The sequence below is a fragment of the Paenibacillus methanolicus genome, from assembly GCF_008124765.1.
Classification (GTDB): Bacteria; Bacillota; Bacilli; order Paenibacillales; family Paenibacillaceae; genus Paenibacillus_Z; species Paenibacillus_Z methanolicus.
Genome location: NZ_VNHS01000009.1, coordinates 219,401 through 243,984, shown reverse-complemented (window position 1 = coordinate 243,984; position 24,584 = coordinate 219,401). Strand labels below are relative to the sequence as shown.

Annotated in this window: 24 protein-coding genes and 2 pseudogenes; 1 reads left to right on the top strand and 25 read right to left on the bottom strand. The window is 53.9% G+C overall.

All coding sequences use genetic code 11. The annotated features are described in order from the left end of the window. Positions 1-33: 33 nt before the first annotated feature. The 16 genes and pseudogenes from BCM02_RS23415 to BCM02_RS23340 form a co-directional block, all read right to left on the bottom strand. A complete protein-coding gene (locus tag BCM02_RS23415; RefSeq protein WP_148931547.1) occupies positions 34-909 on the bottom strand; it encodes a carbohydrate ABC transporter permease in 876 nt (291 codons plus the stop codon). Then, positions 906-1,832 (bottom strand): carbohydrate ABC transporter permease, encoded by a 927-nt coding sequence (locus tag BCM02_RS23410; protein WP_246183520.1) that lies wholly within the window; start codon positions 1,830-1,832, stop codon positions 906-908. Before BCM02_RS23410 ends, BCM02_RS23415 begins: the two co-directional genes overlap by 4 nt. 97 nt (positions 1,833-1,929) lie before the next feature. After that, positions 1,930-3,390, bottom strand: a complete 1,461-nt coding sequence (locus BCM02_RS23405) for an ABC transporter substrate-binding protein (protein WP_148931545.1) — start codon at positions 3,388-3,390, stop codon at positions 1,930-1,932. A 163-nt stretch (positions 3,391-3,553) separates the two neighbouring features. Then, positions 3,554-4,876: a response regulator transcription factor gene (locus tag BCM02_RS23400; RefSeq protein WP_148931544.1), complete on the bottom strand. Its 1,323-nt coding sequence runs from the start codon at positions 4,874-4,876 to the stop codon at positions 3,554-3,556. 2 nt (positions 4,877-4,878) lie between these two features. Beyond that, positions 4,879-6,675, bottom strand: coding sequence for a sensor histidine kinase (locus BCM02_RS23395; protein ID WP_148931543.1), 1,797 nt, complete (start codon positions 6,673-6,675; stop codon positions 4,879-4,881). Positions 6,676-7,058: 383 nt separating this feature from the next. Further along, positions 7,059-7,190 (bottom strand): annotated as a pseudogene (locus tag BCM02_RS23390) (IS110 family transposase); the annotation flags it as partial. Between the two features lie 137 nt (positions 7,191-7,327). Continuing rightward, positions 7,328-7,915: a hypothetical protein gene (locus BCM02_RS23385; RefSeq protein WP_148931541.1), complete on the bottom strand. Its 588-nt coding sequence runs from the start codon at positions 7,913-7,915 to the stop codon at positions 7,328-7,330. A gap of 320 nt (positions 7,916-8,235) precedes the next feature. Beyond that, on the bottom strand, positions 8,236-9,753 hold the full coding sequence (locus BCM02_RS23380; protein WP_148931726.1) for an MDR family MFS transporter: 1,518 nt from the start codon (positions 9,751-9,753) through the stop codon (positions 8,236-8,238). Between the two features lie 113 nt (positions 9,754-9,866). Further along, complete coding sequence (gene helD, locus BCM02_RS23375) at positions 9,867-12,284, bottom strand: RNA polymerase recycling motor HelD (protein WP_148931540.1); 2,418 nt, start codon at positions 12,282-12,284, stop codon at positions 9,867-9,869. A 384-nt stretch (positions 12,285-12,668) separates the two neighbouring features. Further along, positions 12,669-13,436 (bottom strand): ABC transporter permease, encoded by a 768-nt coding sequence (locus BCM02_RS23370; protein WP_148931539.1) that lies wholly within the window; start codon positions 13,434-13,436, stop codon positions 12,669-12,671. Further along, positions 13,436-14,224, bottom strand: coding sequence for an ABC transporter ATP-binding protein (locus tag BCM02_RS23365; RefSeq protein ID WP_148931538.1), 789 nt, complete (start codon positions 14,222-14,224; stop codon positions 13,436-13,438). The genes BCM02_RS23370 and BCM02_RS23365 overlap by 1 nt, the downstream gene beginning before the upstream one ends. A 19-nt stretch (positions 14,225-14,243) precedes the next feature. After that, positions 14,244-15,110, bottom strand: a complete 867-nt coding sequence (locus BCM02_RS23360; protein ID WP_148931537.1) for a pentapeptide repeat-containing protein — start codon at positions 15,108-15,110, stop codon at positions 14,244-14,246. A gap of 15 nt (positions 15,111-15,125) precedes the next feature. Beyond that, positions 15,126-15,455: a PadR family transcriptional regulator gene (locus BCM02_RS23355; RefSeq protein WP_148931536.1), complete on the bottom strand. Its 330-nt coding sequence runs from the start codon at positions 15,453-15,455 to the stop codon at positions 15,126-15,128. Between the two features lie 198 nt (positions 15,456-15,653). Beyond that, a pseudogene (locus BCM02_RS23350) lies at positions 15,654-15,964 on the bottom strand (DUF1048 domain-containing protein). 10 nt (positions 15,965-15,974) lie between these two features. Next, positions 15,975-16,322, bottom strand: coding sequence for a DUF1048 domain-containing protein (locus BCM02_RS23345; RefSeq protein ID WP_148931535.1), 348 nt, complete (start codon positions 16,320-16,322; stop codon positions 15,975-15,977). Next, positions 16,319-16,627 carry a PadR family transcriptional regulator gene (locus BCM02_RS23340; RefSeq protein ID WP_148931725.1) on the bottom strand — a complete coding sequence of 103 codons (309 nt, stop codon included), beginning with the start codon at positions 16,625-16,627 and terminating at the stop codon, positions 16,319-16,321. Before BCM02_RS23340 ends, BCM02_RS23345 begins: the two co-directional genes overlap by 4 nt. A 450-nt stretch (positions 16,628-17,077) precedes the next feature. Between BCM02_RS23340 and BCM02_RS23335 the strand changes: the two genes are divergently transcribed. Beyond that, on the top strand, positions 17,078-17,485 hold the full coding sequence (locus BCM02_RS23335; RefSeq protein WP_148931534.1) for a hypothetical protein: 408 nt from the start codon (positions 17,078-17,080) through the stop codon (positions 17,483-17,485). A 38-nt stretch (positions 17,486-17,523) separates the two neighbouring features. Here BCM02_RS23335 and BCM02_RS23330 read toward each other — a convergent pair whose 3' ends face one another. The 9 genes from BCM02_RS23330 to BCM02_RS23290 form a co-directional block, all read right to left on the bottom strand. Then, the gene (locus BCM02_RS23330; RefSeq protein ID WP_246183518.1) at positions 17,524-18,264 is read right to left on the bottom strand and encodes an MFS transporter; all 741 of its coding nucleotides are present in this window, start codon (positions 18,262-18,264) and stop codon (positions 17,524-17,526) included. Between the two features lie 103 nt (positions 18,265-18,367). Continuing rightward, positions 18,368-18,955, bottom strand: coding sequence for a TetR/AcrR family transcriptional regulator (locus BCM02_RS23325; protein ID WP_148931533.1), 588 nt, complete (start codon positions 18,953-18,955; stop codon positions 18,368-18,370). Between the two features lie 105 nt (positions 18,956-19,060). Next, positions 19,061-19,522, bottom strand: a complete 462-nt coding sequence (locus BCM02_RS23320) for a nuclear transport factor 2 family protein (RefSeq protein WP_148931532.1) — start codon at positions 19,520-19,522, stop codon at positions 19,061-19,063. Positions 19,523-19,611: 89 nt separating this feature from the next. Beyond that, a complete protein-coding gene (locus BCM02_RS23315; protein ID WP_148931531.1) occupies positions 19,612-20,073 on the bottom strand; it encodes a nuclear transport factor 2 family protein in 462 nt (153 codons plus the stop codon). Between the two features lie 120 nt (positions 20,074-20,193). After that, on the bottom strand, positions 20,194-20,628 hold the full coding sequence (locus tag BCM02_RS23310) for a nuclear transport factor 2 family protein (RefSeq protein ID WP_148931724.1): 435 nt from the start codon (positions 20,626-20,628) through the stop codon (positions 20,194-20,196). Between the two features lie 104 nt (positions 20,629-20,732). Next, positions 20,733-21,746, bottom strand: coding sequence for an LLM class flavin-dependent oxidoreductase (locus BCM02_RS23305; RefSeq protein WP_148931530.1), 1,014 nt, complete (start codon positions 21,744-21,746; stop codon positions 20,733-20,735). 147 nt (positions 21,747-21,893) lie between these two features. Then, complete coding sequence (gene sda / locus BCM02_RS23300; protein WP_148931529.1) at positions 21,894-22,127, bottom strand: sporulation histidine kinase inhibitor Sda; 234 nt, start codon at positions 22,125-22,127, stop codon at positions 21,894-21,896. A 166-nt stretch (positions 22,128-22,293) separates the two neighbouring features. After that, positions 22,294-23,730 carry a DHA2 family efflux MFS transporter permease subunit gene (locus tag BCM02_RS23295; protein WP_148931528.1) on the bottom strand — a complete coding sequence of 479 codons (1,437 nt, stop codon included), beginning with the start codon at positions 23,728-23,730 and terminating at the stop codon, positions 22,294-22,296. A gap of 286 nt (positions 23,731-24,016) precedes the next feature. Further along, entirely contained in the window at positions 24,017-24,442 is a 426-nt protein-coding gene (locus BCM02_RS23290; protein ID WP_148931527.1) for a MarR family winged helix-turn-helix transcriptional regulator, read from the bottom strand. Between the last annotated feature and the right edge of the window lie 142 nt (positions 24,443-24,584).

Here is a 24,584-nt window from a genome sequence, read left to right as displayed (position 1 = left end):
TTGTTTAGGGCTCCTTGTCTATGCGGTCACTCGTTATCCTTTGACGGCGCCGGCGCTAAGTCCGCCGACGATATACTTCTGGAAGAAGAGGAAGAGCACGGCCGGCGGCAGCAGCGTCATCGACAGAATCGCGAATCGCACGTTCCAGTTGATCGTGGAACCGGCATAGATGATCTTCGTATAGATCGCCGCGGCGAGCGGCTGTTTGTCCTCCTGCATGACCAGGCTGGACCAGTAGAAGTCGTTCCAGGTCGTGGAGAAGCCGAGCAGCGTAATCGTAATGAGAATCGGCACGGACAGCGGCACCGCGATCGTCGCGAAGCAGCGCAGCTCGGAAGCGCCGTCGATCCGGGCCGCCTCCAGCATTTCCTTGTGGATGCCGTCGAAGAAGTTTTTCAGCAGCATCAGATAGAACGCATTGGCGCCCGCCGGCAGCCAGAACGCCCAATATTGATTGAGGAGACCCAGATCCTTCAGGTTCAAGAAGTTGGGAATCAAGTACGACGCGGCGGGAATGAGCAGGGTGCACATGAAATACAACGTCACCCCTTTTTTGAACGGCACCTGCATATGCGACAAACTATAGGCGGCCAAGCCGAGAACCACCATCGAGAACACGGTGTTGCCGACGAAGATCAGCACGGTATTCTTGAAATACAGCAGGATGTTCAAGTACGAGAACGATTCCGTATAGTTGCTCCACTGCCACTCGCTCGGGAAGAACGGCGCGGGGAATTCGAAGAACTCTTCCGTCGATTTGAGCGAGTTGAGCACGGTATTGACGAACGGATAGAGCATCGACAACGAGACGAGCGCGATCGCCAGCACCACGAATCCGTAGACGAGCTTGACGACGGGCTTGCGAAAATCATAGCGGGACATAATGGCCCGCTCTTGATCGGCCTTCATTCTTCGTCGCCTCCTTTCCTGAGTTTCATCGTGAGCAGCGAGAAGCCGACCAGGAAGATGAACATCAATACGCCCATCGCGCTCGCCTTGCCGAAGTTGAAGTACGTGAACGCTTCTCGCGTCGTCAGCAGCAAATACGTTAACGTGCCGTTATCCGGACCGCCGCCGAACATGAGCAGCTGGGATTGGAACGCTTGCGAGGTGGAGATCAGCTGAAGCACGAGCAGCAGCAGAATGAGATTTTTGATGCCCGGCAGGGTCACGTACCGGATCCGTCCCCATACGCCGGCGCCGTCCAGCTCCGCCGCTTCGTACGTATCCTTCGGAATCGCGGACAGTCCCGCAATATAGATCAATGTTGCGCTCCCGAAATTTTGCCAAGTTTCCAAGATGACGAGAGAGAACATGGCGTGTTCTTTGCTGTAGAAATCAAAGCTCGGCAATCCCACGAAATTCAGGAAGGAATTGATCGGGCCGATCGGATCGTAAAACCATTGCCACATGCCGTAGAGCACGATGGCCGGGATGATGCTGGGCAAATACCCGATGATGCGGGCCGGTCCCTGGAACCACTTCAGCTCGGAGACCCCGATCGCCATCGCGATCGGCACCCAGAACCCGACGACGAGCGCCAATCCCATGTAATACAGCGTGTTTTTGATCGCAATATAGAAGTCCGGATTGCCGAGCACTTCTTTATAATTTTGCAGTCCGATGAACGTGTTCCCGCTTACGAAATCGACCTGATAGAAGCTGTACCCGATCCCTTTGGCGATCGGAACCCACAAGAATAATAGGAAGATCAATACCGCCGGCAGAAGAAACAAACTTCCCCATATATATTTTTTCGCTCGCCTGCTCAGGCTCGCGTTCGCAAGCGGCGCTGCTTTCGCCGGCGCCTGTGCTTGAATTTGCGTCGCCATAAACCTCCCCATCCCTTTCCGCCGCATTCGCCCATTCGGGCAATATAAAGGGGGACGCCCTAGCCTTATCCGCTCGGTCCCCCCTTGTGTACCGGTATTATTGCACTTTCACTTTATCGAAGTTTTCCTTCTGCACTTTGGCCGCGGCTTCGTCCAGCAGCTTTTGCAGATCCAGGTCGCCTTTGCTGATCAATACCTTCTGAATGACGTTCGCCATCTCCGCATAGAAGGCTTGCGTCTCGTACGTCGCTTCCGGCTTCGATTCCATAAGCTTGATCAGTTCCGGGGAATACTTATAGACGTTGTCGTGCTTGTCCAGAATAGCTTGGTATTGCTTGCCGTATTCGGAATCGTCGTTCCAGTAGTTGATCAATTGCGGCACGTACACTTGCTTTTTGGATTTCTGATCCACGATTTGCTGATCGATCGCGTCCAGGTAATCTTGCGTGAAGTATTCGTCGACCACGAAGTCGAACGCGGCTTTCTGCTGCGCTTTGTCGGCCAGACCGTTGATGACTTTGTAGTTGCCGCCGGCCACGCCGATGTGCTTGCCGCCTTTGGTCACGGAAGGAATCGGATAGATCAGGACGTCATCCTTGGAGATGCCCCCTTGATTGATCGCGCCGTCCAAAGCGTTGCCGCTGCCGCACATGACCATCGCGCCGCGTCCTTGGTTGAACATCGACAGCGCATCGCCGTATCCGAGCGCCCATTGCTTCGGAATGACGTTCGCGACCTTCAGATCGTTGTAGAACTGAAGCGCTTTCAAACCAGCTTCGCTATTGAACGCCGCGGTCACCTTGCCATCGGCCACCGTTTGAATGTCGCCGCCCGCCGTATAGAGGAAGTTCGTCCAGTTCCAGCCGGCCTCCGTGCCTTTGCCCATCGGGATGAAGCCCGCGATACCCTTCTCCGGATCGTTCACGGCTTTGGCCGCCGCGATGAACTCCTCCATCGTCCAATCCATCGGCGGGAGCGGCACGCCTTTATCCTCGAAAATCTTCTTGTTGACCGTAATCGTCATGCCGTATGCATCGATCGGAATACCATACGTCTTGCCTTCGATCACGTAAGGCTTGGTGGCGAACGCGTTCAAGTCCTTCGCATACGGCCAAGTCGCCATGTAATCGGTCAGATCGGCGATCCACTTCTTGTCGGTCAGCAGCTTGCCTTCCGTCGCCCACGTCGTAAATTCGGTTTGCGCGCTATTCGACGCCATTTTGATCGCGATTTCCGAGTTTTCGTATTTCCAGTATTTCGGCGTAATCGAGACGTTCGGATTCTCTTCCGTGAACCGTTTGATCCTCGCATCCAGCGCCGCGTTCTCCGCCGTCTTGTCCGGCGGGTACGCATACGCGACGATGCTGACTTTCTCGGCGGTTGCTTCTTCGGTACCCGCTCCGTTGGACGCTCCGGCGGCATTCTCCGTCTTCGCGTTCGCGTTCGCGTTCGTCTCCTTATTGTCGGCGGTGTTCGTCTTGCTCGCGCATCCGGCCAAGAGGACGAACATCGCCAAGCTGCCGTACGCCAGCATGCGTTTGCTTCTACCTTTATTCATGGTCTAACCCCTCGCATTTCCCTATATTTACTTGCACCTTTATTGTAGGATAGGTCAGCCCTTCCCTTCGAGGTGCGATATAACGGGCGTGAGGTGTAAACTTACGTTTTTCGTTTTCGCAAGGCGCGGTCCTTATTTTAAAATACAAGCGGCGACAGCCGTTTCACCTTGATTCGGTCGGATTGACGCCGAAATATTTCTTGAACAGCTTCCCGAAGTGCTCCGGCGAGTCATACCCCACGTAGTCCGACACCTCGTATCTCCGCATGTCCGTCGTCTTCAACAGCGTCTTGGCTTCTTCCATCCGAAGCTGCGTCACGTAATCCCACAGGTTGCAGCCGAGCGACTTCTTGAACAAGTAGCTCAAATAATTGGGCGTCACGTAGACGGACGAGGCGATCTCCTGCAGCTTCAACCCTTTGCGCCGGTAGTGGGTTTCAATGTATTGTTTGGCCTGCAAAATGACGGCGTTGTTGTCTTGGAGCGCCGGGTCACCCCCGTCCGTCTCCCGCCCCGCGCGTTGCTTCGCAAGCCGTTCTGCTTCCTCGATGGCGAACACGGCATAGCCCGGATGATCGTCGCTCCAGCCTAACGCCTCATGCGCCTCCCGCGAGAGCGCCGGCCAGCTCGACGTGCCTTCCTTTACGCGGCTCAGTCCGATCGCGCTGTCCATATTGAGATATTGGAGCAAATTACGGTGCACGAGTTGGGCGATCATCATGCGCTCCCGGAGACTCTCCGGGTCGTTCCGCGCTTCTTGGTCATATTGGAGCACGACGGCAATGTGCTGATTGCTGCTCGCGAAGACGAGCGGAGACCAGCCATCCAAAGTTTCCTCCACGACGTTCCTTGCCGCATAACGCAGCAGATTGCGGTCTCGCAAAGACGCCGCCTTCCCCTGAAAGCCGGAGCCCGAGATATGAAGCTTCATGACGAGCATGGCGAAAAAAGGACCGCGCATGCTCCGGCCCCAATGCTCGAGTATGGCCTCCACTTCCGACTCCCGCATCCCTTCCGCCAGTAACTCGGTCAAGACCTGGTCATAGTTCGCAGGCAATGCTTCCAGCGAGTATTTCTGCCGAAACGCCGCTTCCGACCGGTCCCTCAGATGCTGATCCCGCTCTTGGATCAATTGGCGCGTAATCCGAATGAGCTCGCTCGGCACCACCGGTTTGATGATGTATTCTTTGACGCCCAGACGCAGCGCTTTCTGCGCATAATTGAACTCCCCGTGCGCCGACAGCACAATGACGGGAATCGTCCAATTCTCGGCGAACATCGTCTCGATCAGTTCCAAGCCCGACATGCGATCCATCTGGATATCCGTAATGAGCAGATCGACTCGTTCCAGACGGATATAGTCCAACGCCTCATACCCGTTGCGCGCGATATAGATATCGCCCAGCCGCAGGTCTGCGCCGCGCAGCGCCATGGCCACGCCTTCGCCGATCATCGGTTCGTCGTCCACGACCAATATGTTGTACATCGCTACCTCCTGCTATCGCCCGCCGCGACGGTTTCTCCCGCAAGGGGCATCACAATAATAGCCTGCGTGCCGCCGGTCGGCATCTTCTTGTAGAACAGCCCGTATTCATCGCCAAAATGAAGCCGGATGCGGCGGTGCACGTTCAAGATCCCGTACCCTTCATGCGGCAGCTTGCCTTCCAGAATCGAATGGAGCTTCGCGAGATCCACGGCTTGATAGCCGTTGTCCGCGATCGCGACACACAAGGTATCCCCTTGCGCGCGCAGCGAGATGCTTAATCTTCCGTCGCTGCCCATTTTGCGAATGCCATGATTGATCGCGTTCTCCACCAACGGCTGCAGAATGACCTTCGGAATCAAGACGGACTTCGCTTCCTCCACGATGTCCCAGTCGACGACGAACGCGTAGTTGTACCGTTTCAGCTGCAGGCGAATATAAGCCTCGACATGCTTGATCTCCTCCTGGACGGGGATCAGCTTCTCCCCCCGGCTAAGACCGATGCGCATGAGCAGCGACAGATCGCGGACCATCTCCGCCGATTCCTGCCCGCCCTCCAGCATGATCCGCCAATGGATCGATTCCAAGGTGTTGTAGAGCAAATGCGGATTAATCTGGGAATGCAGCAGGGCGAGTTCCGATTCCTTGTGCTTGAGCTCCAGGACGTACTTGTCGTGAACGGTTTGGTTGAGGCGCTTGGTCATGTCGATGAAGGACTGATTGAGCATTCCGATCTCGTCGTTGCGGTTCAGGAGCATTTCGTTGCCCAGCGTCCTTCCCGGTTCGAACGAACGCGTCAGCCGCGTCAATCGCGACAACGGGCTTAGAATATGGCGGATAAAGTAGAGGCTGGCGAGCAGCAAAATGAAGAAGTAGACGATCATCAGCGTATTGAACAGCTGCCGAATCCCTTCATGCTCGCCGACGATGGATTGACGCGGAATCTTGAAGAGCAGCTTCGTCTCGCTGTCCGCGCTGGCATGAAAGGCGTACATCGAGGAATCCCGCCCGTTCCGCTCCAAGATCACGCCCTGCTCAAGGCTGCTCACGGATTCCGGCACGGGCAGACGATCGCCGACCGCAAGATTGGCGGCATTCTCGGCCAGGATCGTATTGGACTTATCGAGGAGCACGATTTGGCCGCCGCTCGGGATGCGCAGCGATTGGATATTTTTCTGAAGGAGGATGTTTAAGCCCGTGATCACGAGCACGCCCGCCGGCCGGTCTTTATCGTGGTTGCTGTTCATGCCTCGTACATAGGCGGCCGTCTTCTCGCTGCTGACGTTATCGCCGGGCTTGATCAGAATTCGAATAATGCCGGAACCCCGTTCGTTCACCGCATCCTGGAACCAGCCGCCGGGCAAGGTGTCGCACGAGAAGAAAACCCCGTTCGGTTTCACGTCCGAGGTCGGCGCGAACGTATACCGCATCGCAAGGTCGGGGATACAGACGGAATAATTGATGGCGTTGGGCGACGAATAGCTCGTGAGGAGCTGGTCCAACGCCAAGTATTCTTTGAGGCGGTCGTAATCCGTGTGCGGCGGAGCGTCCAACAGACGTCTGATCTCCGGCGAGATCAGCAGCTTCTCCGACGTGCCGTCCACCGAGGCAATCACTTCGTCCAACGTCAGATGACTCGTCTTCACCAATTGGAATAGCGTATCGCCCATCTGCTTCTCCGTAATCGAGGTCACCTTGACGGATACGAGCCAATAGGCCACTAGAATGGGCAGCACGATCAAGGAAATAAAGAACAGGACGAATTGCTGCTTAAGATTCAGCTTGTACAGACGATGCATCATCGGGCCCGCCCCCAGAGCAGAAGTAGTCGACGCTTGAGCTATTGGCCCATTATATCTCGATCAAATCATGAAGGTTATGGGTTTTGTTACGAAGATGAGGTCATATCCTACGAACTTTACGGCCGTTACTCATTCTTGCTACAACTTGCAGGGATTCGGTTATCCGGCCCTTTGGGCAATTTCGATATACTAAGGTGAAGTTGCGCACCGAATGAGGAGATAAGATGGGGAATGGTGGATGGAATTCCGGAAAGAGTTCTAAGCGCCAACGTGATCATGGCCGTTCGTGATCAAAACAAGGTTTCGAGACTCACTTTGGGACGAATCATTTGGGCCATTTTTTGTTGACGGGCTTAATTCTGGACCTCCTTAAGAAGACGCCTCGATCTGTCATCCAATTCTTTGCTTTTCTTCACGTGGAGCGGATTAACCACAGCGCACGTAACATGCTGTTCGCTTAGAAAATGGGCCAGGTTCATCCAGTAATGACCCGTCGGCTCCATGCCAACGATGACGTCCAGGAGCTCTTGCTCGGTGGCAATGCCTTCAAACGAAACTAAATAACCAGTCGCCGGTTGATTCCCGACGACTGGCTGCTTAGACTTGAATGGTGTTTTGTTGAAGCAAAAAAGTTACTTAATATCATTAAATATTATCGCTTCCGCAATTTCTTGCAGCCGCATACTTTCTTCTTCATCGTGATAGAACTATTCTTTCTTACAGGCATACCCTTTCTTGCAGACATGCCCTTTCTTGCAGACGTATTCTTTCTTAAAGGCGCATTATTTTTTGCTCTTTTCTTCTTTATGGGTCTTTTTAGCCTTGTCGAACTAAGAACAGATTTTCTGGTGTAGATTCCCAAATTAACTTGCCTGTATATTGACTCTGGAACATCAGTATTAGCTATGCATTTTCGGAATGCCTCTCTTGCCGCGTTATTGGCGAGTGGAATTGCAAGAGCAATGGCGGCAATACATCCTGGACCAGCTGAGCATGAAGCAATAGCTGGAGCTAAAATCGAATAAGCAGCCGCAACTGCTGCACTAGCACAAGAGTAGATTGATGCCTGCCATGATGGTGTTACAGATGGATGGTTAAATCCCAGGTAAATGGAATAATCAACGTACCTGCTTACTGGACAAGGGACGCATACTTTCCGTCCAAAAACTTTTCTACAACATTCACCTCTTACTAATTCGTGATACCTAAAACCCCATATTTTTCTTTCAAATCCCGGCAATAACACCACTTCCTCTCAATCTTTGATATAAAACCAAGCTAGCACTTGATTTAATATAATATATTGCTAGAAATGAATGACTGCTTGGACTAATTAGTTGTTCCTGAAAAAGTCGATTTTGAAGATGCTTATCTCCCGGGGGATTTTCCTCTAGGAGAATTTCCAGTATATTCATGGGGCCGAGGCGGGAATCAACAGGAACGCGCTGCTGGGAGGAAGGACAAGCGACCTAAGAATAAAAGAACAAATAGCCTTGGCCGATGAACGGCCAAGGCTATTGGCAAACTGGCGAATCGATTCCGAGGAACGAGGCGCGACGATCAGTGACCGGCCATCATCGCCGGGTCCGGCTGTTCCCCGCCGGCTGTGCCGCCTACTTCCTGCCGCTTCGGCTTGCGCAGCAGGAGCGACAGCGCGACGCCCGTGGTTACGATGCACGCGGACAGGAAGAACGTGTCGCCGTAGCCCGCGACGACGGCGCTCAGCGGATTCGCGTCCGCTCCCGCGCTCGCGGCATGAGAAGCGATCTGCGACGTCAGGTAACCCGTCAAGCCCGCGGCCGCGAACGAGACGATGACTTGCTGCGCGGCCGTCGTCAGCGGCGTGACGCGGCTCACCAGCGCGCGAGGCGCCGAATTCAGCACGTGCGTGTTGAGCGGCATCATCGCGAAGCCCATGCCCAGACCCATGATACAGATGCACGGAATGATCACCCACAGCGACGTATCCACCGATATGCCGGACAAGATGAACAAGGCAACGGAGATGACGGTTAGACCGCCGAAGGCGAGCGGACGCGCGCCGATCTTGTCGAACAACCGGCCGCTGATCGGCATGCCGATGCCCGAGCATATCGCCTGCGGCATCAGGATCCAGCCCGTCTCCAGCGCGGAATAGCCCATGACGCCTTGCAAGTACAGCGGCACGATCAGCATGGCGCCGAACAGCGCGAGCTGCACGACCCACGTCAAGATGATGCCTCGCGTGAAGTCGGATGACCGGAACACGCGAAGCTCGAGCAGCGGCTGCTTCTGCCGCAGCTCCACGAAGATGAACAGGAGGAGCGCGATGCCGCCGACGGCCAGGCCCGTAATCGTCGACGTCTGGGACCAGCTCGTGCCGCCTTCGCTCACGCCGTATGCCAACATGGAGAAGGCGATCGGCGCGAGGCACATGCCGATGACGTCCAGATGCGGGGCGGCCTGACGATCAGCTTTCGGCAAATACTTGGCCCCTAGTATCATGGCGATGATGCCGATCGGGAGATTGATGATGAAAATCCAGTGCCAGCTGACGGAATCGACCAGCCAGCCGGACAGCACGGGTCCGAACGCCGGCGCCATCAGCATCGGGATGCCGAGCATGCCCATGATGGAGCCGCGGCGCTCCGGCGGCGCAAGCTTGAACACCATCGCCATCCCGATCGGGGCCATCATGCCGCCTCCCAGGCCTTGAATGACGCGGAACAAGATGAGCTGCTCCGGCGTCTGGGCGATACCGCACAGCACGGAGCCGATCGTGAACAAGGCGATCGTAATGAGGAAAATTCGCTTGGCGCCGAATCGATCGGTCATCCAGCCCGCAAGCGGGATAACGGCGGATAACGCCAGCGTATAGCCGGTAACGGTCCATTGGATCGTCTTCAGATCCGTATCGAAGTAGTCCACCAACTTCGGTATGGCGTTATTGACGACGGTACTGTCCAGGATGACCATGATCATGCCGACGATAATCGCCAGGAGCGGCGGTAGAATGGCTTTCAGCGAGAAGTCGTCCCCGGCGGCTGCCGAAGGTTGAGTTTGCTTAGTAGCGGACATAGATTCCTGCTTTCTGCTCATCGTGAGCATAAGATGAATGCGCTTCGTCTTGAGGACGGGCAACAGGCAGCGTCGGTGATGGACGGCATCGTGAGCGGCGGCGGCTTATGACGGCCCGACATCGCCTTGCTACGTCAGTATGACGCTTCCTCGTACAAATCCGCAGGCAATGCCCGCACGAACGGCGACCATTCGCCCGTCGCATAGAGATGGAGCCGGTGCATCGCCCGCGTGCACGCCGTGTACAGAAGCTTGCGTTCGTTCTCTCGCCCGTAGGCGTCAGCCGAAGCCTCGTAGACCAAGACGGCATCGAACTCGACGCCTTTGGCCAGATAGACGGGAATGACCATCACGCCCTTCTCGAAGTCCGGCGTCTCCTTCGTAATCAAGCGCAGCGCCTCGCCTAGATGAACACGCAGCGCTTCATGGGCCTCCCGGCTCTCGGCCGCGGTCTTCGTAATGACGGCGATGGAATCGAAGCCCTCGTCCCGGAGCGCCGCGATGTCCGCCAGCAGCCGCGCATCCCGCTTCTCCCCGTCGTCCATTCTTGTCAGAACGGGCTTGGCGCCTCTTCGCTCGAAGGGGACGATCTCGTCCCCGCCCGGCAGCATCGCTCTCGTGAACTCGACGATCTCCTTCGTCGAACGATAGCTGCGCACCAGGCGGATCAGCCTCGTGTCGGCCTCGCCGTAGAGGCGGAGCAGCGGCGAATCGGCCGCGGCTAGACTCGTCGCCTGCAGGAAGATCGCCTGGCCGAAATCGCCGAGCACCGTCATCCGGGCGCGGGGGAACAGCTTCTTCATATATTCAAATTGGAACATCGAATAGTCCTGCCCCTCGTCGACGAACACATGCCGGATTTCCGTATTCGTGCGAACGCCCTCGACCAGCTCTTTGACGTACAAATAAGGCGTCGCATCCTCGTAGAACAGCTCGTTCCGCTGCAGCTTCTCGTTCGTTTGCCTGCAGATTTCCGGCCAAAGCGGAGGTATGAAGGACTCGTTCGTCTTCGCCCGGTAACCGTCTTCGCTCTCGAACAGTTGGCCGTAGATGGCGCGAACGTCGACGAACGCGAACGTCTTCACGATCTTCCGCAGCGGCTTGAACCGCTCCTTCACGATGCTGCGGCGGAGCAGTTCTTCCTCCTTCAGCGCGAAGTCGAAGTCGGCTTCGTCCTCCCGGCGCTTCTTGGTGATGCGTTCGCGGACGGAGGCGTAATGCTCCGCAAGATCGAACAGCTCCTTCTCCTTATGCAGCATGCCGAACGCTTCGGCGTACTGATCCGCGTCGAGATAATTCATCTCTTCCTCGACCCAAGGCGCTTCCCGTTCCCGGCGTTCTCGCGCGGCCAGCTCGCCGAGCAGCCATTCCTGCAGCAGAACGACGCGATTGTAGAGCGGAAGCGTTCGGTCATAGCCGTAAAATTGCGCGCGCATGCGCTTGGCGGCAATCACCACGCGATTCTGGAACCGGATCTCGTGGAATTGCATGCCCTCTTGCCCCAGCCATGCGCCGTAGTTCTGCAAGGCCCGCAGGAACGCTTCGGAGGATTTGTAGGCGATCCCTTGAAGACGAGCTTCATAGCCCGGCTCGCCATGCGCGGTCTGGACGTATTCGATCTGGTCGAAAGGGTCCTCCGGCCGCAGCGCGGCGCCGGCCCAATAGTCGAGATATTCCTGGAACGTCGTCTGCTGCATGTTCTCTTCGCCGAGCTCCGGCAGGACGGTGGAGACGTAGCTGGCGAACATCGGATTCGGCGAGAACAGCACGATCTGATCGGCCTTGATCGTCTGGCGGTGTTTGTACAGCAAGTAGGCTACCCGCTGAAGCGCCGCGGACGTCTTGCCGCTGCCGGCCGCCCCTTGCACGATCAGCATGCGGCTCGCGTCATCGCGGATAATGGCGTTTTGCTCCTTCTGGATCGTGGCCACGATCGTTTTCATTTGCGAGTCCGCGCCTTGGCCGAGCACGTGCTGCAGCAATTCGTCCCCGATCGTCTCGCTGGCGTCGAACATGCTGCGAATCTGCCCGTCTTGAATTTGAAACTGACGTTTGAGCGCCATCGCCCCTTCGATCGGCCCCGTCGGCGTGACATAGGACGCCGGCCCCGGGGAGTAGTCGTAATACAGGCTCGCGATCGGCGTGCGCCAGTCATAGATCAGGAAGCTCAAGCCGTCATCGTCGACGAAGGAAGAGACGCCGATGTAGACCTGCTCGCGGAAATCCATGCCGTCTTCCTCGAAATCGATCCGTCCGAAATAAGGCGACGGGAGCAGCCGTTTCATGCTTTTCCACTGCTGCGTCAACAACTTGTGAACGCGCTCCCGCTCGGCCAGCACCGCCGACTGCTGGTTAATCGTGTGGAACGTTTCTTCGAAATCCTCGTCCGTGGCCGTGTTGATCGTCACTTCTTCCCAGAAGCGCCTGCGGATGTCCGAGGCCTGATCATGCAGCCCCTCGACCTCTGGCTCCAGCTCGGCGATTCTCGCCTGCAGCTTGCTTCCGACTTGTTCGAGCCGTTCCCGTTCCTGCTGCCAATCCTTCGCGTCCATGGCTTTGAACACACTCCTTTTTCCTTTATAAAAAAGGGCATTGACAAATCAAAGCTCGAGAGGTAAGATTAAAGTGGGAATAAAATCGAATACACTCTTTCTGTTGAAATGTCAATGGCGCTACTGATTATATCATAGCGTTATTTCTTGTTCAATCCATTTTTTCATTTATACTTCGACTGAGCCGAAAGCGGTGAAGTTGCCCGGAGATGACCCTTGAATGCAGGGGTCATTTTTTTATGCCCAAAATAAAAGATCCGCTCATTCAGCGGACCTCAATGGTCGAAGCACTATATGGTTAGGGTTCTCCACCTTGTGTACAGGTTAGAAGGAAGTGCAATGTCGGAGTATTGAGGACCCGCAATAAGAGCTGGAGCGTCTGTCTTACACCCGCTTGTTGTGCACCCGCATCGCAATGAAATAAGCTACGAGCATAACGCCGACGCACCATGCAAGCGCGACCCAGATCTCGTTCCCTACCGGCTGGCCGGCCAGCAGCGCGCGGATCGCTTCCACGATCGAGGTCACCGGCTGGTTCTCGGCAAAGACGCGAACGGCGGTTGGCATCGACTCGGTCGGCACGAACGCCGAGCTAATGAACGGCAGGAAGATAATCGGATAAGAGAAAGCGCTCGCTCCATCCACGGTTTTGGCGGATAAGCCGGCGATCGCCGCGACCCACGTCAACGCCAGCGTGAATAGGACCAGAATGCCGGCTACCGCAAGCCAAGGCAGTACCCCCGCCGACGACCGAAAGCCCATAATAAGCGCAACGCCAATGATGACGACAACGGATATCGCGTTGGATACGAGCGAGGTCAGCACATGGCCCCACAGCAAGGTCGAACGGGATATCGGCATGGAGTGAAACCGCTGGAAGATGCCCCGCTGCATATCGGTGAACAGGCGGAATGACGTGTAGGCGACGCCGCTGGCGATCGCGATCAGGAGGATGCCTGGCAGCAGGTAATTCACATAGTTATCCGTTCCGGCTTGAATGGCCCCGCCGAATACGTAGACGAACAGCAGCATCATCGCGATCGGCATGATGGTGACGGAGATGATCGTGTCCAGACTCCGCGTAATATGCCGCATGGAACGTCCCAGCATGACGCCCAGATCGCTGAAAAAGTGGTTTTTTACCGTTTCCATTATTTCTCCCCCTTATTGCCGACGATCGCGAGGAAAATTTCCTCTAGGGTCGGCTGTTTCTCCACGTACTCCACCTTGCCGGTTGGGAACAGCTTCTTCAGCTCCGCGAGCGTGCCGCTGGCGATAATCCTTCCTTCATGCAAAATGGCGATTCGATCGGCGAGCTGTTCGGCCTCCTCCAGATACTGCGTGGTCAGGAAGATCGTCGTGCCGCCGTCGGCCAGCTCCTTGACGATCTTCCACACCTCGATGCGCGATTCGGGGTCAAGTCCGGTCGTCGGCTCGTCGAGGAAAATAATCTGCGGGTTGCCGACCAGGCTCAATGCGATGTCGAGCCTGCGGCGCATGCCGCCCGAATACGTCGACGCCTTGCGGTCGGCAGCCTCTGTCAGGCCGAAGCGCTGCAGCATGGTATCCGCCACCTGACGCGGGTTCTTGAGGTAGCGCAGCTTGGCGATCATGATCAGATTTTCCCGTCCGGTCAAGATTTCGTCCACGGCGGCGAATTGTCCGGTCAGACCGATCTCCTGGCGCACATGATCCGGTTTGGACGCGACATCGAATCCGTTGATGGCGGCGGTTCCGCCGTCTTGCTTGAGCAGCGTGGTGAGGATTTTGACGACCGTTGTCTTGCCGGCGCCGTTGGAACCAAGGAGCGCGAAGATGCTGCCCTTCTCCACCTCGAAATCGACGCCCTTCAGCACTTGGAGCTGCTTGTAGGATTTTTGCAGACCTTTCACTTGAATGGACTTGGCATGCGCGGTTTGCACGGCTTGCGCGGTTTTCATCGGAATCCCTCCTTTTTAATTAAACGACGGTCACGTTGGACAGATTGGCTTCCATGCCTTTGAGCAGCGCGTAGGTCAGTTTATCCATCGTCGCGCCGTCGAAGTCGATCGTCTTGATCGCGCGATAGTACTTCTTCGAGAAGATGGACATCGACTGGAAGGAGACGTTCTTCAGCGTCGCGCCTTTGAACGACACGCCTTGCAGTCCCGCTTTATCAAACTTCACGCCGATGAACGTCTGCCCGTCGAACCGTTGCCCGCTCAAGTCGGACAGGGTAAAGTCGACGCCGTCGAATGCGCAGCCTTCGAAGCTGGTTTTGCGAAGATCCGTCATCGTGAACGCCGCGTCCGTCACTCTTGCGCCCGTGAATCGGACGCCATCCAGCCCCGACTTGCTGAAATTCGTCCGGACGAGGATCGCCTTATTGAAGCTGGCATTCCTCAGATCCAGCGTGGTGAAGCTGCAGTCGGTCAAATTCGCGCCGTCGAAATTGGCTTCGCGCACGTCGCTGCTCTTGAACGAGCTGCCGGTCAAATCCGCGCCCGAGAAGTCGGAGCCGTGCAGCGCGCTGCCGGTGAACTGTCCTTTGTGAGCAGTTATACCCGCGAAGTCGCTGTCTACCAGGTTGCTTGCGCTCAGGTTCGTCACCACCTGCCGCTCCAGCGAGCGGGAGAGGTTGGCGACCTCCAAGATCGTCTCCTCGATGTCGCCGATGGTCTCGATCGTCCGCTTGAACGCGGTGTCGTCGTCCTTGCCCTCGGCCTTCAGTTCGCGATAACGCTCCTGCAGATCGGAGAGCAGGTCGGACTTTAATTCGTTGACGCTCTTCACGCCGTCGTATGCCGCGAATACGCTATCCAGATAATCCGTCAGTTTCTTATTCATTTCATCCCATCCCCTTTAAAGTAAGTTTTCTAATACGCGCTTGGCATACGCCCAATTGCTGAGGTTGCGGGCGTATGTCTCCTTGCCCTTATCGGTAATCCTAAAATACTTGCGTCGTCCGCCCTGTGATTCGTCGCCCCAGTACCACTCGATGTCGCCGTCCGCTTCAAGCCGGCGGAAACTGGAGTACATCGTCGCTTCTTTCAATTCATACTCGCCGCCCGAACGCTCGGCGATCAGCTTCGTAATTTCGTAGCCGTAACGGTCCGCTTCGGACAAGAGCCGTAAAATCATCGTGTCCGTATGGCCGCGCAACAGGTCGGATGTGATTTTGTTCTCGCTCATGTTGCTCACCTCCATGTCTGTATAATACGCCACACTACCTCGACTGTCAAGGTAGTGTTTCGAATTAATTACTTTGCCCATGAAAGTTGCAAGTGATCATAAGAAAACCGCGCCACTGCGCGGTTTTCTTATGCCTTCTCATTTCAGTAGGTTCTTCCATCCCGATATGCCCTTACGTGGATTGATCCGCAACCTTTTTCATGGCTTGTTGTTTTTCGGGCCAACAGATTCTTGATAGAGGCCGGCGTAAGTTTTAGAATCCTTGATGAGATCGTCGCAGAATGCCGCTACGTCACGGCCCGTCACTTCGAGCACGCCTTTCCTCATAGCCGCCCCCTCTTCGAAAAGATCGACAATCCCCGAGAGCAAACCCGTCCCTTCGGTCAACTCGACAGGGCCGACTTTGAAGAAATATTTTTGGATCTCTTTATAAACGATCTGATAATCATGCGGGAGCGCTTTGACGCGCGCCATTCTCTTTTGCCTTCGATGATATCTCGAATACTCATCGTATCCCTCCTATTTGCCTAATTTTTTGGCGATATTATGGTTGAGCTGATCGCGCCACTTGTCGCGAAATGACTTCGCCCCGGCTTCGCCGGCCAGCGCCGAACAGAGGCCTTTGATATCGTCGCCCAATACCTCTTGGACACGCTGACCGTCCGCCGCCGTTTCTTCGAGCAGGCCGAGCGCGCCGTCTAGAATGGGCATGAGGTTGCGACCGCTGAAATCCGAATGCGGCCAAAGATGGGCGTTGATTTCTTTCCATGCCGACTGATAATCAGCCGGCAGCTTTTGGACTCGCGAGTCAAAAGCTTTCATTTCTTTCGTCATGTCGCTGCCGGTGATTTTTTCCCAAAAATTCATAATTTGCTCTCCTTTAGCTCGTTAATTTTTAAGGATACGAACTCCCATTTTCCCCAGAACCTCCGCAGCTCCTCGCGTCCCGCGTCGTTGATCGCGAAGAACTTTCGCGGAGGTCCCATGTCGGAGGGCTTCTTGGCGATCTCCACCAACTTGTTTTTTTCAAGCCGGATCAAGATGATGTACACCGTTCCCTCCACGACGTCCGTGAAGCCGAGGGCATTCAGCCGCCGCGTGATTTCGTAGCCGTAGGTTTCATTGCGGCTTATAATTTCAAGGACACAGCCCTCGAGCACGCCTTTGAGCATTTCCGTTAAATTTTCCAGCTCGATCACCCTTTGCTATTCTGTATGGCTGGTATCCTGTGATACTTACTACCACTACAAAGTAACACGCAGTAGTGGATAAGTCAATAGCGTTTAATAGCAACGCGACCCGCTATTTGCTTGTCGTAGACGCTTATGAACCCAAACAGCTTATCGATGCCGAGAATGAGGCGGCGGCGGAGCGCAGGCGAATCCGGGCCCGGCGCCTGATCCTAACCCGCCTTTGACTTCAGGGCCGTAAGGGTACGCCCCCGCGAGCAAATGTATACAACAAAGACCAGAAACGCTCGCAGAGAGCATTCTGGTCTTTGTCATGCGTTCGCAGGCCTAATTCGGCATGCTCAATTAAGTCCATTCTGATGTGTTATAATGAATTGAGTTAGGAGGGAGAACTCCCTCCTTATTTATTTTAGCTTAGGAGTGGATAAACAGGTGAGAAATAAACTCTACGTGGTTAGTTGGCTCCTGCTAATATGTTCGTTGGCTTTTAACATTTATTGTTTTATTGAGAAGGGGGATATTGATAAAGAATTCGCTTCAATTGATCATGATTTCAAGGCGGAGATTGGACGGATCGCATCAGGTATTTCCCAAAACGATATTAATTTAGCAATAGAGCATGCAAGTAAAGCAGATGCCTTGCGCAAATACACTTCTTTTAATGATGCTAATATGGCCAATTATCCAGCTGTTATGGTCACACTGTTAAATAACCTTCGCTCAACTGGTAGTTTGATTAACAACAAAGAAGAAATAGTCAACCTATTGACCGAGCTTTCGCATCAGCCCTCTCATAAGAAAAATGCAGATGAACTACTAAAATTGATGAATGAGAACTGAAGAACGGAATATGAAATGAGGGACTTGTCCCTTATTTTTCAAAACGAAAAAATATATAATTTACTGTATTGACCTATTTGCTTTATGGTGCTAGTCGATGCGCTAGCCCAGCCTTCGACCGGCGCTTGAATGAGATAATAGACCACACTCAGCAGACCTGCCGTTACCGAGATGGTTCCTGCCGCATCATAATGCTTGGCACCTGCCGGCGACTTGCTCTCCGTCAATACGAATGGCGCGAGAACCACGACGGCAAGCGCGATCGGCACGTTGACCAAGAAGGTCGATTCCCATCCGATGTAGCTCGTGAGCACGCCGCCGAGCAGCAGGCCAAGCGACATGCCTACGCCGCCCATCGATGCCCAGATGCCCATCGCCCGGTTACGTTCCGGACCTTCATTGAAGTTAGACATGATCAGCGACAAGGTTGCCGGCGACAGCAGCGCGCCGCCCAGACCTTGCAGCGCTCTGGCCGCGATGAGCATCAGCTGCGATTCTGCCAATCCACCGAGCAGCGAGCCGAGTCCGAAGAGACCCATCGCGATCATAAACATGCGCCTTCTCCCCATCAGATCGGATAAGCGGCCGCCTATGAGGAGGAAGCCCCCGAAGGCAAGCGAATAGGCGCTGACGACCCATTGCAGGTGATTCGCCGAGAATCCGAGCTCATTGCCAAGCGACGGCATGGCCACGAAGATGATGGTATAGTCCAGCGCCATGACCAACTGCGAGACCGCCAAAATGAATAGCGCCACACCTTTATATTTTGCTGCGTTCATGATCGATTCCCCTTTTCATGCAGACGAACGGGTCTGCGTTCCGATTTTATTTTGACCATTCGTTCTAATATTGGTAAAAAGGAATGAAGCACCTTGCGACGCTTCATTCATGTTCCAGCACGGACAGCGTAACCGCGGTAATCTGATCGATGACGAGCGGGTCGTCCGTTAACTTGGCGACTTGCGTCAGCCCATACCGCGCATGGTACAAGTACCGCGCCAGCGCTCGCATATCCCGGTTCGGGCCGAATTCGCCTTGCCGCTGGCCGCGTACCAACGCGTCGTACAGCGCCTCTTCAAGCCGAATTTTGTCCTGTTCGAACAGCTCGGCGATCTTCGGGTCGTGAGGGACCTGGTCGATCGCGCTGTAGAGAATGAAGCACTCCTTGCGGCGCTGCTCGTCTCTTAACGTGTCTCCGATGACGACGAATATATCCGTGATGGCTTTCTTCACCGGCGACGTCTCTGCCAAATAAGCGACAACCGCGGAGGACTTCTCGTCCACGTAGTGCTTGACCGCCTTCAGGAACAGGTCCCGTTTCGTCCCGTACGTGTCATACATGCTTTGACGGGCAATGCCCAAGCCATCGAGCAGCAGCTGCATGGAGGCGCCTTCATAGCCATAGTGCCCGAACACCTCCATCGCCTTGTGCAGCACGAGATTCGTATCGAACTCCTTGCTTCTTGCCAAATGGATAACCCCTTTCTCCTCCTTTATGCTAACGATTTTAGAACGTTCAGTCAAGAAGAGGCATATGATGGCCGTTTGCGAGTTTGCCAGTCGTCCTGCCGCGGATTACTCCGAGAATCGAACCGCATCGTTCACGCTGCCGACTGATTCGATCGCGACAAGCGGGTTCCAGAAGTCGCGGTACCGCGTGATCAGGCCATCCTTCGTTTCCACGACGCTGATGTACGTTTGGTTGTACGGATTGCCCGTTTCGCGATGCTTGCCGTACGACTTGAATTCTGCGACCACCAGCTCCGGATCAACCGTCAGATGGAATTCGAGATCGGTGAAGGCGACTTCGAAATGTTTCGGGAAGTTCTGCATGTAGTCATACAGCTCCGCCTTGCCTTCTTTGCGATCCGGGAATCCGGCCGGTCCGTAAGGGAACTCCAGCACGCCGTTCTCTTCCCACAGCTCCACCCATGCCTTAATGTCTCCGCCGGACAGGTGTTTCAGGTGGTTGCGGAAGGCTTGCTGCGCTCTCTCACGTACGGCTTCTACTTCTTGCGTCATCGTTTGGTTTGTCATGGTTAATTCCTCCAATGAATTAGTTTATTTTTATTTAGACTGATCGATCTGATTTGTTCACGAAAATGATTGTCTTTCCTCCCGCGGGACTACTCCGAGAACTTCACCGCGTCATTCACGCTGCCGACCGATTCGATCGCCACAAGCGGGTTCCAGAAATCCCGGTACCGCGTGATCAGGCCATCCTTCGTTTCCACGACGCTGATGTAGGTTTGGTTGTACGGGTTGCCCGTCTCCCGGTGCTTGCCGAACGATTTGAACTCTGCAACGACCAGCTCAGGGTCAATCGTTAGATGGAACTGCAAATCGGTGAAGGCGACTTCGAAATGTTTCGGGAAGTTCTGCATGTAGTCATACAGCTCCGCCTTGCCTTCTTTGCGATCCGGGAATCCGGCCGGTCCGTAAGGGAACTCCAGCACGCCGTTCTCTTCCCACAGCTCCACCCATGCCTTAATGTCTCCGCCAGACAGGTGTTTCAGGTGGTTGCGGAAGGCTTGCTGCGCTTTCTCACGTACTACTTCTACTTCTTGGGTCATCGTTTGGTTTGCCATGGTTGGCTCCTCCAGTTAATTGGTTTATAATTAGATCATTCAGTCCAAAATGGTCAAAAAAATAGTCTTTCACGCCTTACCGCTTCAACACCTCCTATGCGTAATGAACTCCTCCAACCTCTAATGCCGAATCGAAGGCTGTACGAGCGGCGAACTAAAGTTGAACCAAAAATCCCGGTAGCGCGTAATCAGGCCGTCTCTCGTCTCCACGACGCTAATGTACGTCTGCTTGTGCGGGTGACCGGTCTCCCGATGCCGCCCTACTGCCTTGAACTCTGCAATTACCAGCTCCGGATCGGCCATCGGATGAAAAACCAATTCCGTAAAATCCACGTCGAACCGCTTCGGGAAATCCTTCATGTAGTCGTACAACTCGGACTTGCCGGACTTCCTCTCCTGGGAGCCTGCCGGTCCGTATGGAAATTCGAGGATGCCATCATCCTGCTCTACCCAAGCCTTTATATTCCCGCCGGCTATATGTCTCAGATGATTCCGGAATGTGACTTGCGCTCGTTCCCGAATACTTTCTTGGATGAAATCTGCTTCTTGAAGCATCACCGGTTATTTCCCCCTTTCATTCTTGACTATTCGATCTGGAATCATCATACCATTTCCGGAACGATCGGTCAATAACTATTTTCGTTCTTTTCGCCCTTCGTTTACGGCCACATTTCCTTCGCCGTTTCCGCAACAATCTCATACGACCGCAAGCGAGCCTGATGATCGTGTAAGTGGCTCGTAATGATGAATTCATCCGCTTGCGTCGCTTCGTAAATCGCAGGCAACTTCTCTCGAATCGTGGCCTGATCGCCAATAAGCCCGAAATCCAACTGTTTGGAAATAAGCGCCTTCTCCCGTGAATTCCACAACGCATCCATATCTTCCACCGGAGGCTGGAGTTTGTCCGGGCGACCGCGCAGGAGGCTTAACACTTGCCGCGCTTCCGATGTCGCAAGATAGCGCGCTTCATCTGCGTCGTCGGCCGCCATGACGGTCAATCCGATCATCACGTAGGGCTCTTTCAACGCTCTCGAGGGGATGAAGGAACTTCGATATGCCTTCAGCGCTCCATGTAATCCATCCGGGGCAAAATGGCTGGCGAAGGCGAACGGCAAACCGAGGCGTCCCGCCATCCGCGCGCTGACATCGCTGGAACCCAGCAGCCAAACCGGAATATTCAGTCCTTCGCCGGGAACCGCGCGCACGCCGGAATCATTCGGTTCGAACGTCGGATCCAGGTAGGCGCGCAGCTCGCTCAGCAGTTCCGGGAAATCCGCTCCGCCCGCTCCCATCGTTCTCCGAAGAGCCTGCGTCGTGCGCATATCCGTGCCGGAAGCTCTGCCCAAGCCAAGATCGATGCGCCCCGGGAACAGCGATTCCAACATTCCGAACTGTTCCGCTACGACCAGCGGCGCGTGATTCGGCAGCATAACGCCGCCAGATCCGACCCGAATCTTCTCGGTTCCGGATGCGACGTGCCCGATCAGGAGAGCAGTAGCCGAACTGGCAATCCCCGGCATGTTATGGTGCTCGGCGAGCCAGAACCGGTGATAGCCCAGCTTCTCGGCGTGACGGGCAAGATCCAATGTGCGTCGATAAGCATCCCGGGCGGATCCGCCAGCCAATATCGGGGCGAGATCGAGCACGGATAATTTCGGCGTGAATGTAGACATGTTTACAACCTCCGTCTTTTTTTGACCTATCGGTCTGAAATTAACAAAAAAATGTTTACTGCTTCGTAGTCACTTTACCCCAGGCGGCTTTCTCTTACGATTGCCGCTCACCTGATGACACTACTATATCAATTCCGGAACGATCGATCAAGTATTGTTTTCGAAGTTTTTTATCATTCTCGAAGTTGATTGCAATCCGCCGGTCTGAACCTTTCGTACGATCCTTGTCGCTTCATGCGCCTCTTCGTCCAGTTCCTTGTCCAGCAGGCGGATGAAATCCTTACTGAGCCCCAATGCAATCGCGTCTTGATAAGCATCGACAAGAACATCTGTCTCCGCTCGCGCCAGTGCTGTTATGTCCGCCCAATTAATCAATTTCATCACTGCCTGTCTGTACGAGGTACATCCTATAACCGATAAATCCTTTGCTCGATTCGTTCCATGCCATATTCGGCGAATTTATAGCACCGGGCAAGGAAGACCGGCCTTACCTCTCAACGTGTAAGTCCGCTGCAGCCACCGTGCTCGATCCTATCCGCTACGGTTATCAATGCATCGAATTCATCGCTTTGCTGCTGACGACGACGCGGCGGATGAAGAGCGCTATGACGACGCCAATCACGGCGATGATCATCGTAAACAAGAATACGTTTTGCGATCCTGCCGTTATCGCGTTTGCAATTTCCGCTTGTTCGGAAGGGGCAGCGGAACCGTTCAAGTATTTCTCCATACCGCCCGAAAGGATGCTGATTGCGACCGCTGTTCCAATCGCGCCTATGACCTGCTGCAGCGTGTTCATGACTGCCGTGCCGTGCGGGTATAATTCCGGCGGCAATTGATTTAGCCCGTTCGTTTGAGCAGGCATCCATATCATGGCGATCCCAACCATGAGCCCGATATGCAAAGCCACAATAAAGGCTACAGAAGAAGCCGGGGATACATTAGTAAAGAACCATAACATGATTGCAACGATAACGAGACCGGGAACAACGAGCCATTTTGGTCCATATCTATCGAATAAACGCCCTACTTGCGGCGAGAGGATACCGTTCAGCGCGCTGCCCGGCAAAAGCATGAGTCCGGTGATGAATACAGACAGACCTGTACCCGTCTGAAGAAACATCGGCAAAATAATCATGCTTGCCATAATGATCAACATACACGACAGGACCATAAGCAGTCCAACGACGTACATCGGATGCTTGAAAACGTTCAGATTAATCATCGGATCGTTCATAAATTTCTGCCGCAGTATGAATAATAACAGCGCGACAAGCCCAACGACGATGGATGTGACCACGACCATGCTGCCCCAGCCTTCAGCTCCTTCGCCCGCCTTACTGAAGCCGAAGACAACTCCTCCGAAGCCGATCGTTGACAATACGATAGACAGAAGGTCTATCCGGGGCTTCGAAACCTCGGTGACATTTTCCAAATATTTCAGCCCTACTCCGAGCCCAATAACCAGGAACGGCAGCGAGAACCAGAAGATATAATGCCATGTTAAATATTCGATTAAGAGACCGCCCACGGTCGGGCCGGTTGCCGGCGCGAACATGATAACAAGTCCGACGAATCCCATCGCCGCCCCCCGCTTTTCCGGCGGATAGATGACAAGAATAGTGTTGAACATGAGCGGGAGTAACAATCCCATGCCAACCGCCTGCAAAACTCGGGCGAACATCAACATTTCGAAATTGAACGCGAGCGCCGCAATCCCTGTACCCACGATTAAGCTTATGAGCGAACCCGTGAACAGCTGCCTCGTCGTAAACATTTGCAGCAGCAGCCCGCTCAGGGGCATTAAAATGCCAAGCGTCAGCAAGAACCCCGTTGTTAACCACTGTGCGGTTGCGGCCGAAATTCGGAACACTTCCATTAAGTTCGTCATTGCTATGTTTAGAGCGGTCTCGCTAAACATGCCGACAAAACCGCAGATAAGCAGCGATACCAAGATGGCACGCGTATTGTATTGCTTCTTCATTTCTATATACTCCTTGTAAATTAAGATAACCGATTATTTTTTTCGCAGATCCTTGTTTGTTAAATCTCAAGCATGAAGGACTGTTTGCTTGCCACTGTTAGATTTATACCAACACCATTTTTTTGTTTCGTCGTTATAATTTAATTTCTCCTTTACGGGTTGTAGGAACGGAATCCACAAATTAATTTAGTCTGCTAAACAGTTAATTAATTTCTTAAAAGGTTAAATTTTTAGTGAGCTAACTATTAACTTAGCCTGCTAAATAATATCCAAGAAAAGGAGAGACTTAAAACAAATTACTCTCCATCTGCTTCATAAGCCGTCTTAATAGGAGTCGTTCATCCGTAGAAATCGATTTAAGCAACTTTTCTTGATGCTTTTTCCATATGCTATCGACGGGCTCTTGAAGTTCCTTCCCTTTGTCGGTTAGAAAAATGCGCATGACTCGTGCATCTTTCTCATCACGTTTACGATAAATAAATCCGTTATGTTCAAGAGATTTAACCATGTTCGTGATGGTGGGAGGTTCACAATTCAAATGTTCGCTTAGTTGCATTTGCGTGATGCCGTCGCCTAACCATAAACGGTAGAGCAGATTATCCTGTCCGACATACAGATTTAGTTCCCGAAGACTTTCGCTGTAATCTCGTCTCATTTTAGCCGAAAGTTTATCGAACAACTCACGAATCTCGCAGTCAACATTAATCTCCATATCTCTTTTCTCAGCCTTTATCTTTAAATTGTTTAGCAGGCTAAATATATCACGGTTGTATACCGCAGTCAACTCGCCTAAGGATGGACTACTATGCAATTACGATCAGGCGTCTATACGTCAACAAAAAGAAACCCAGCGT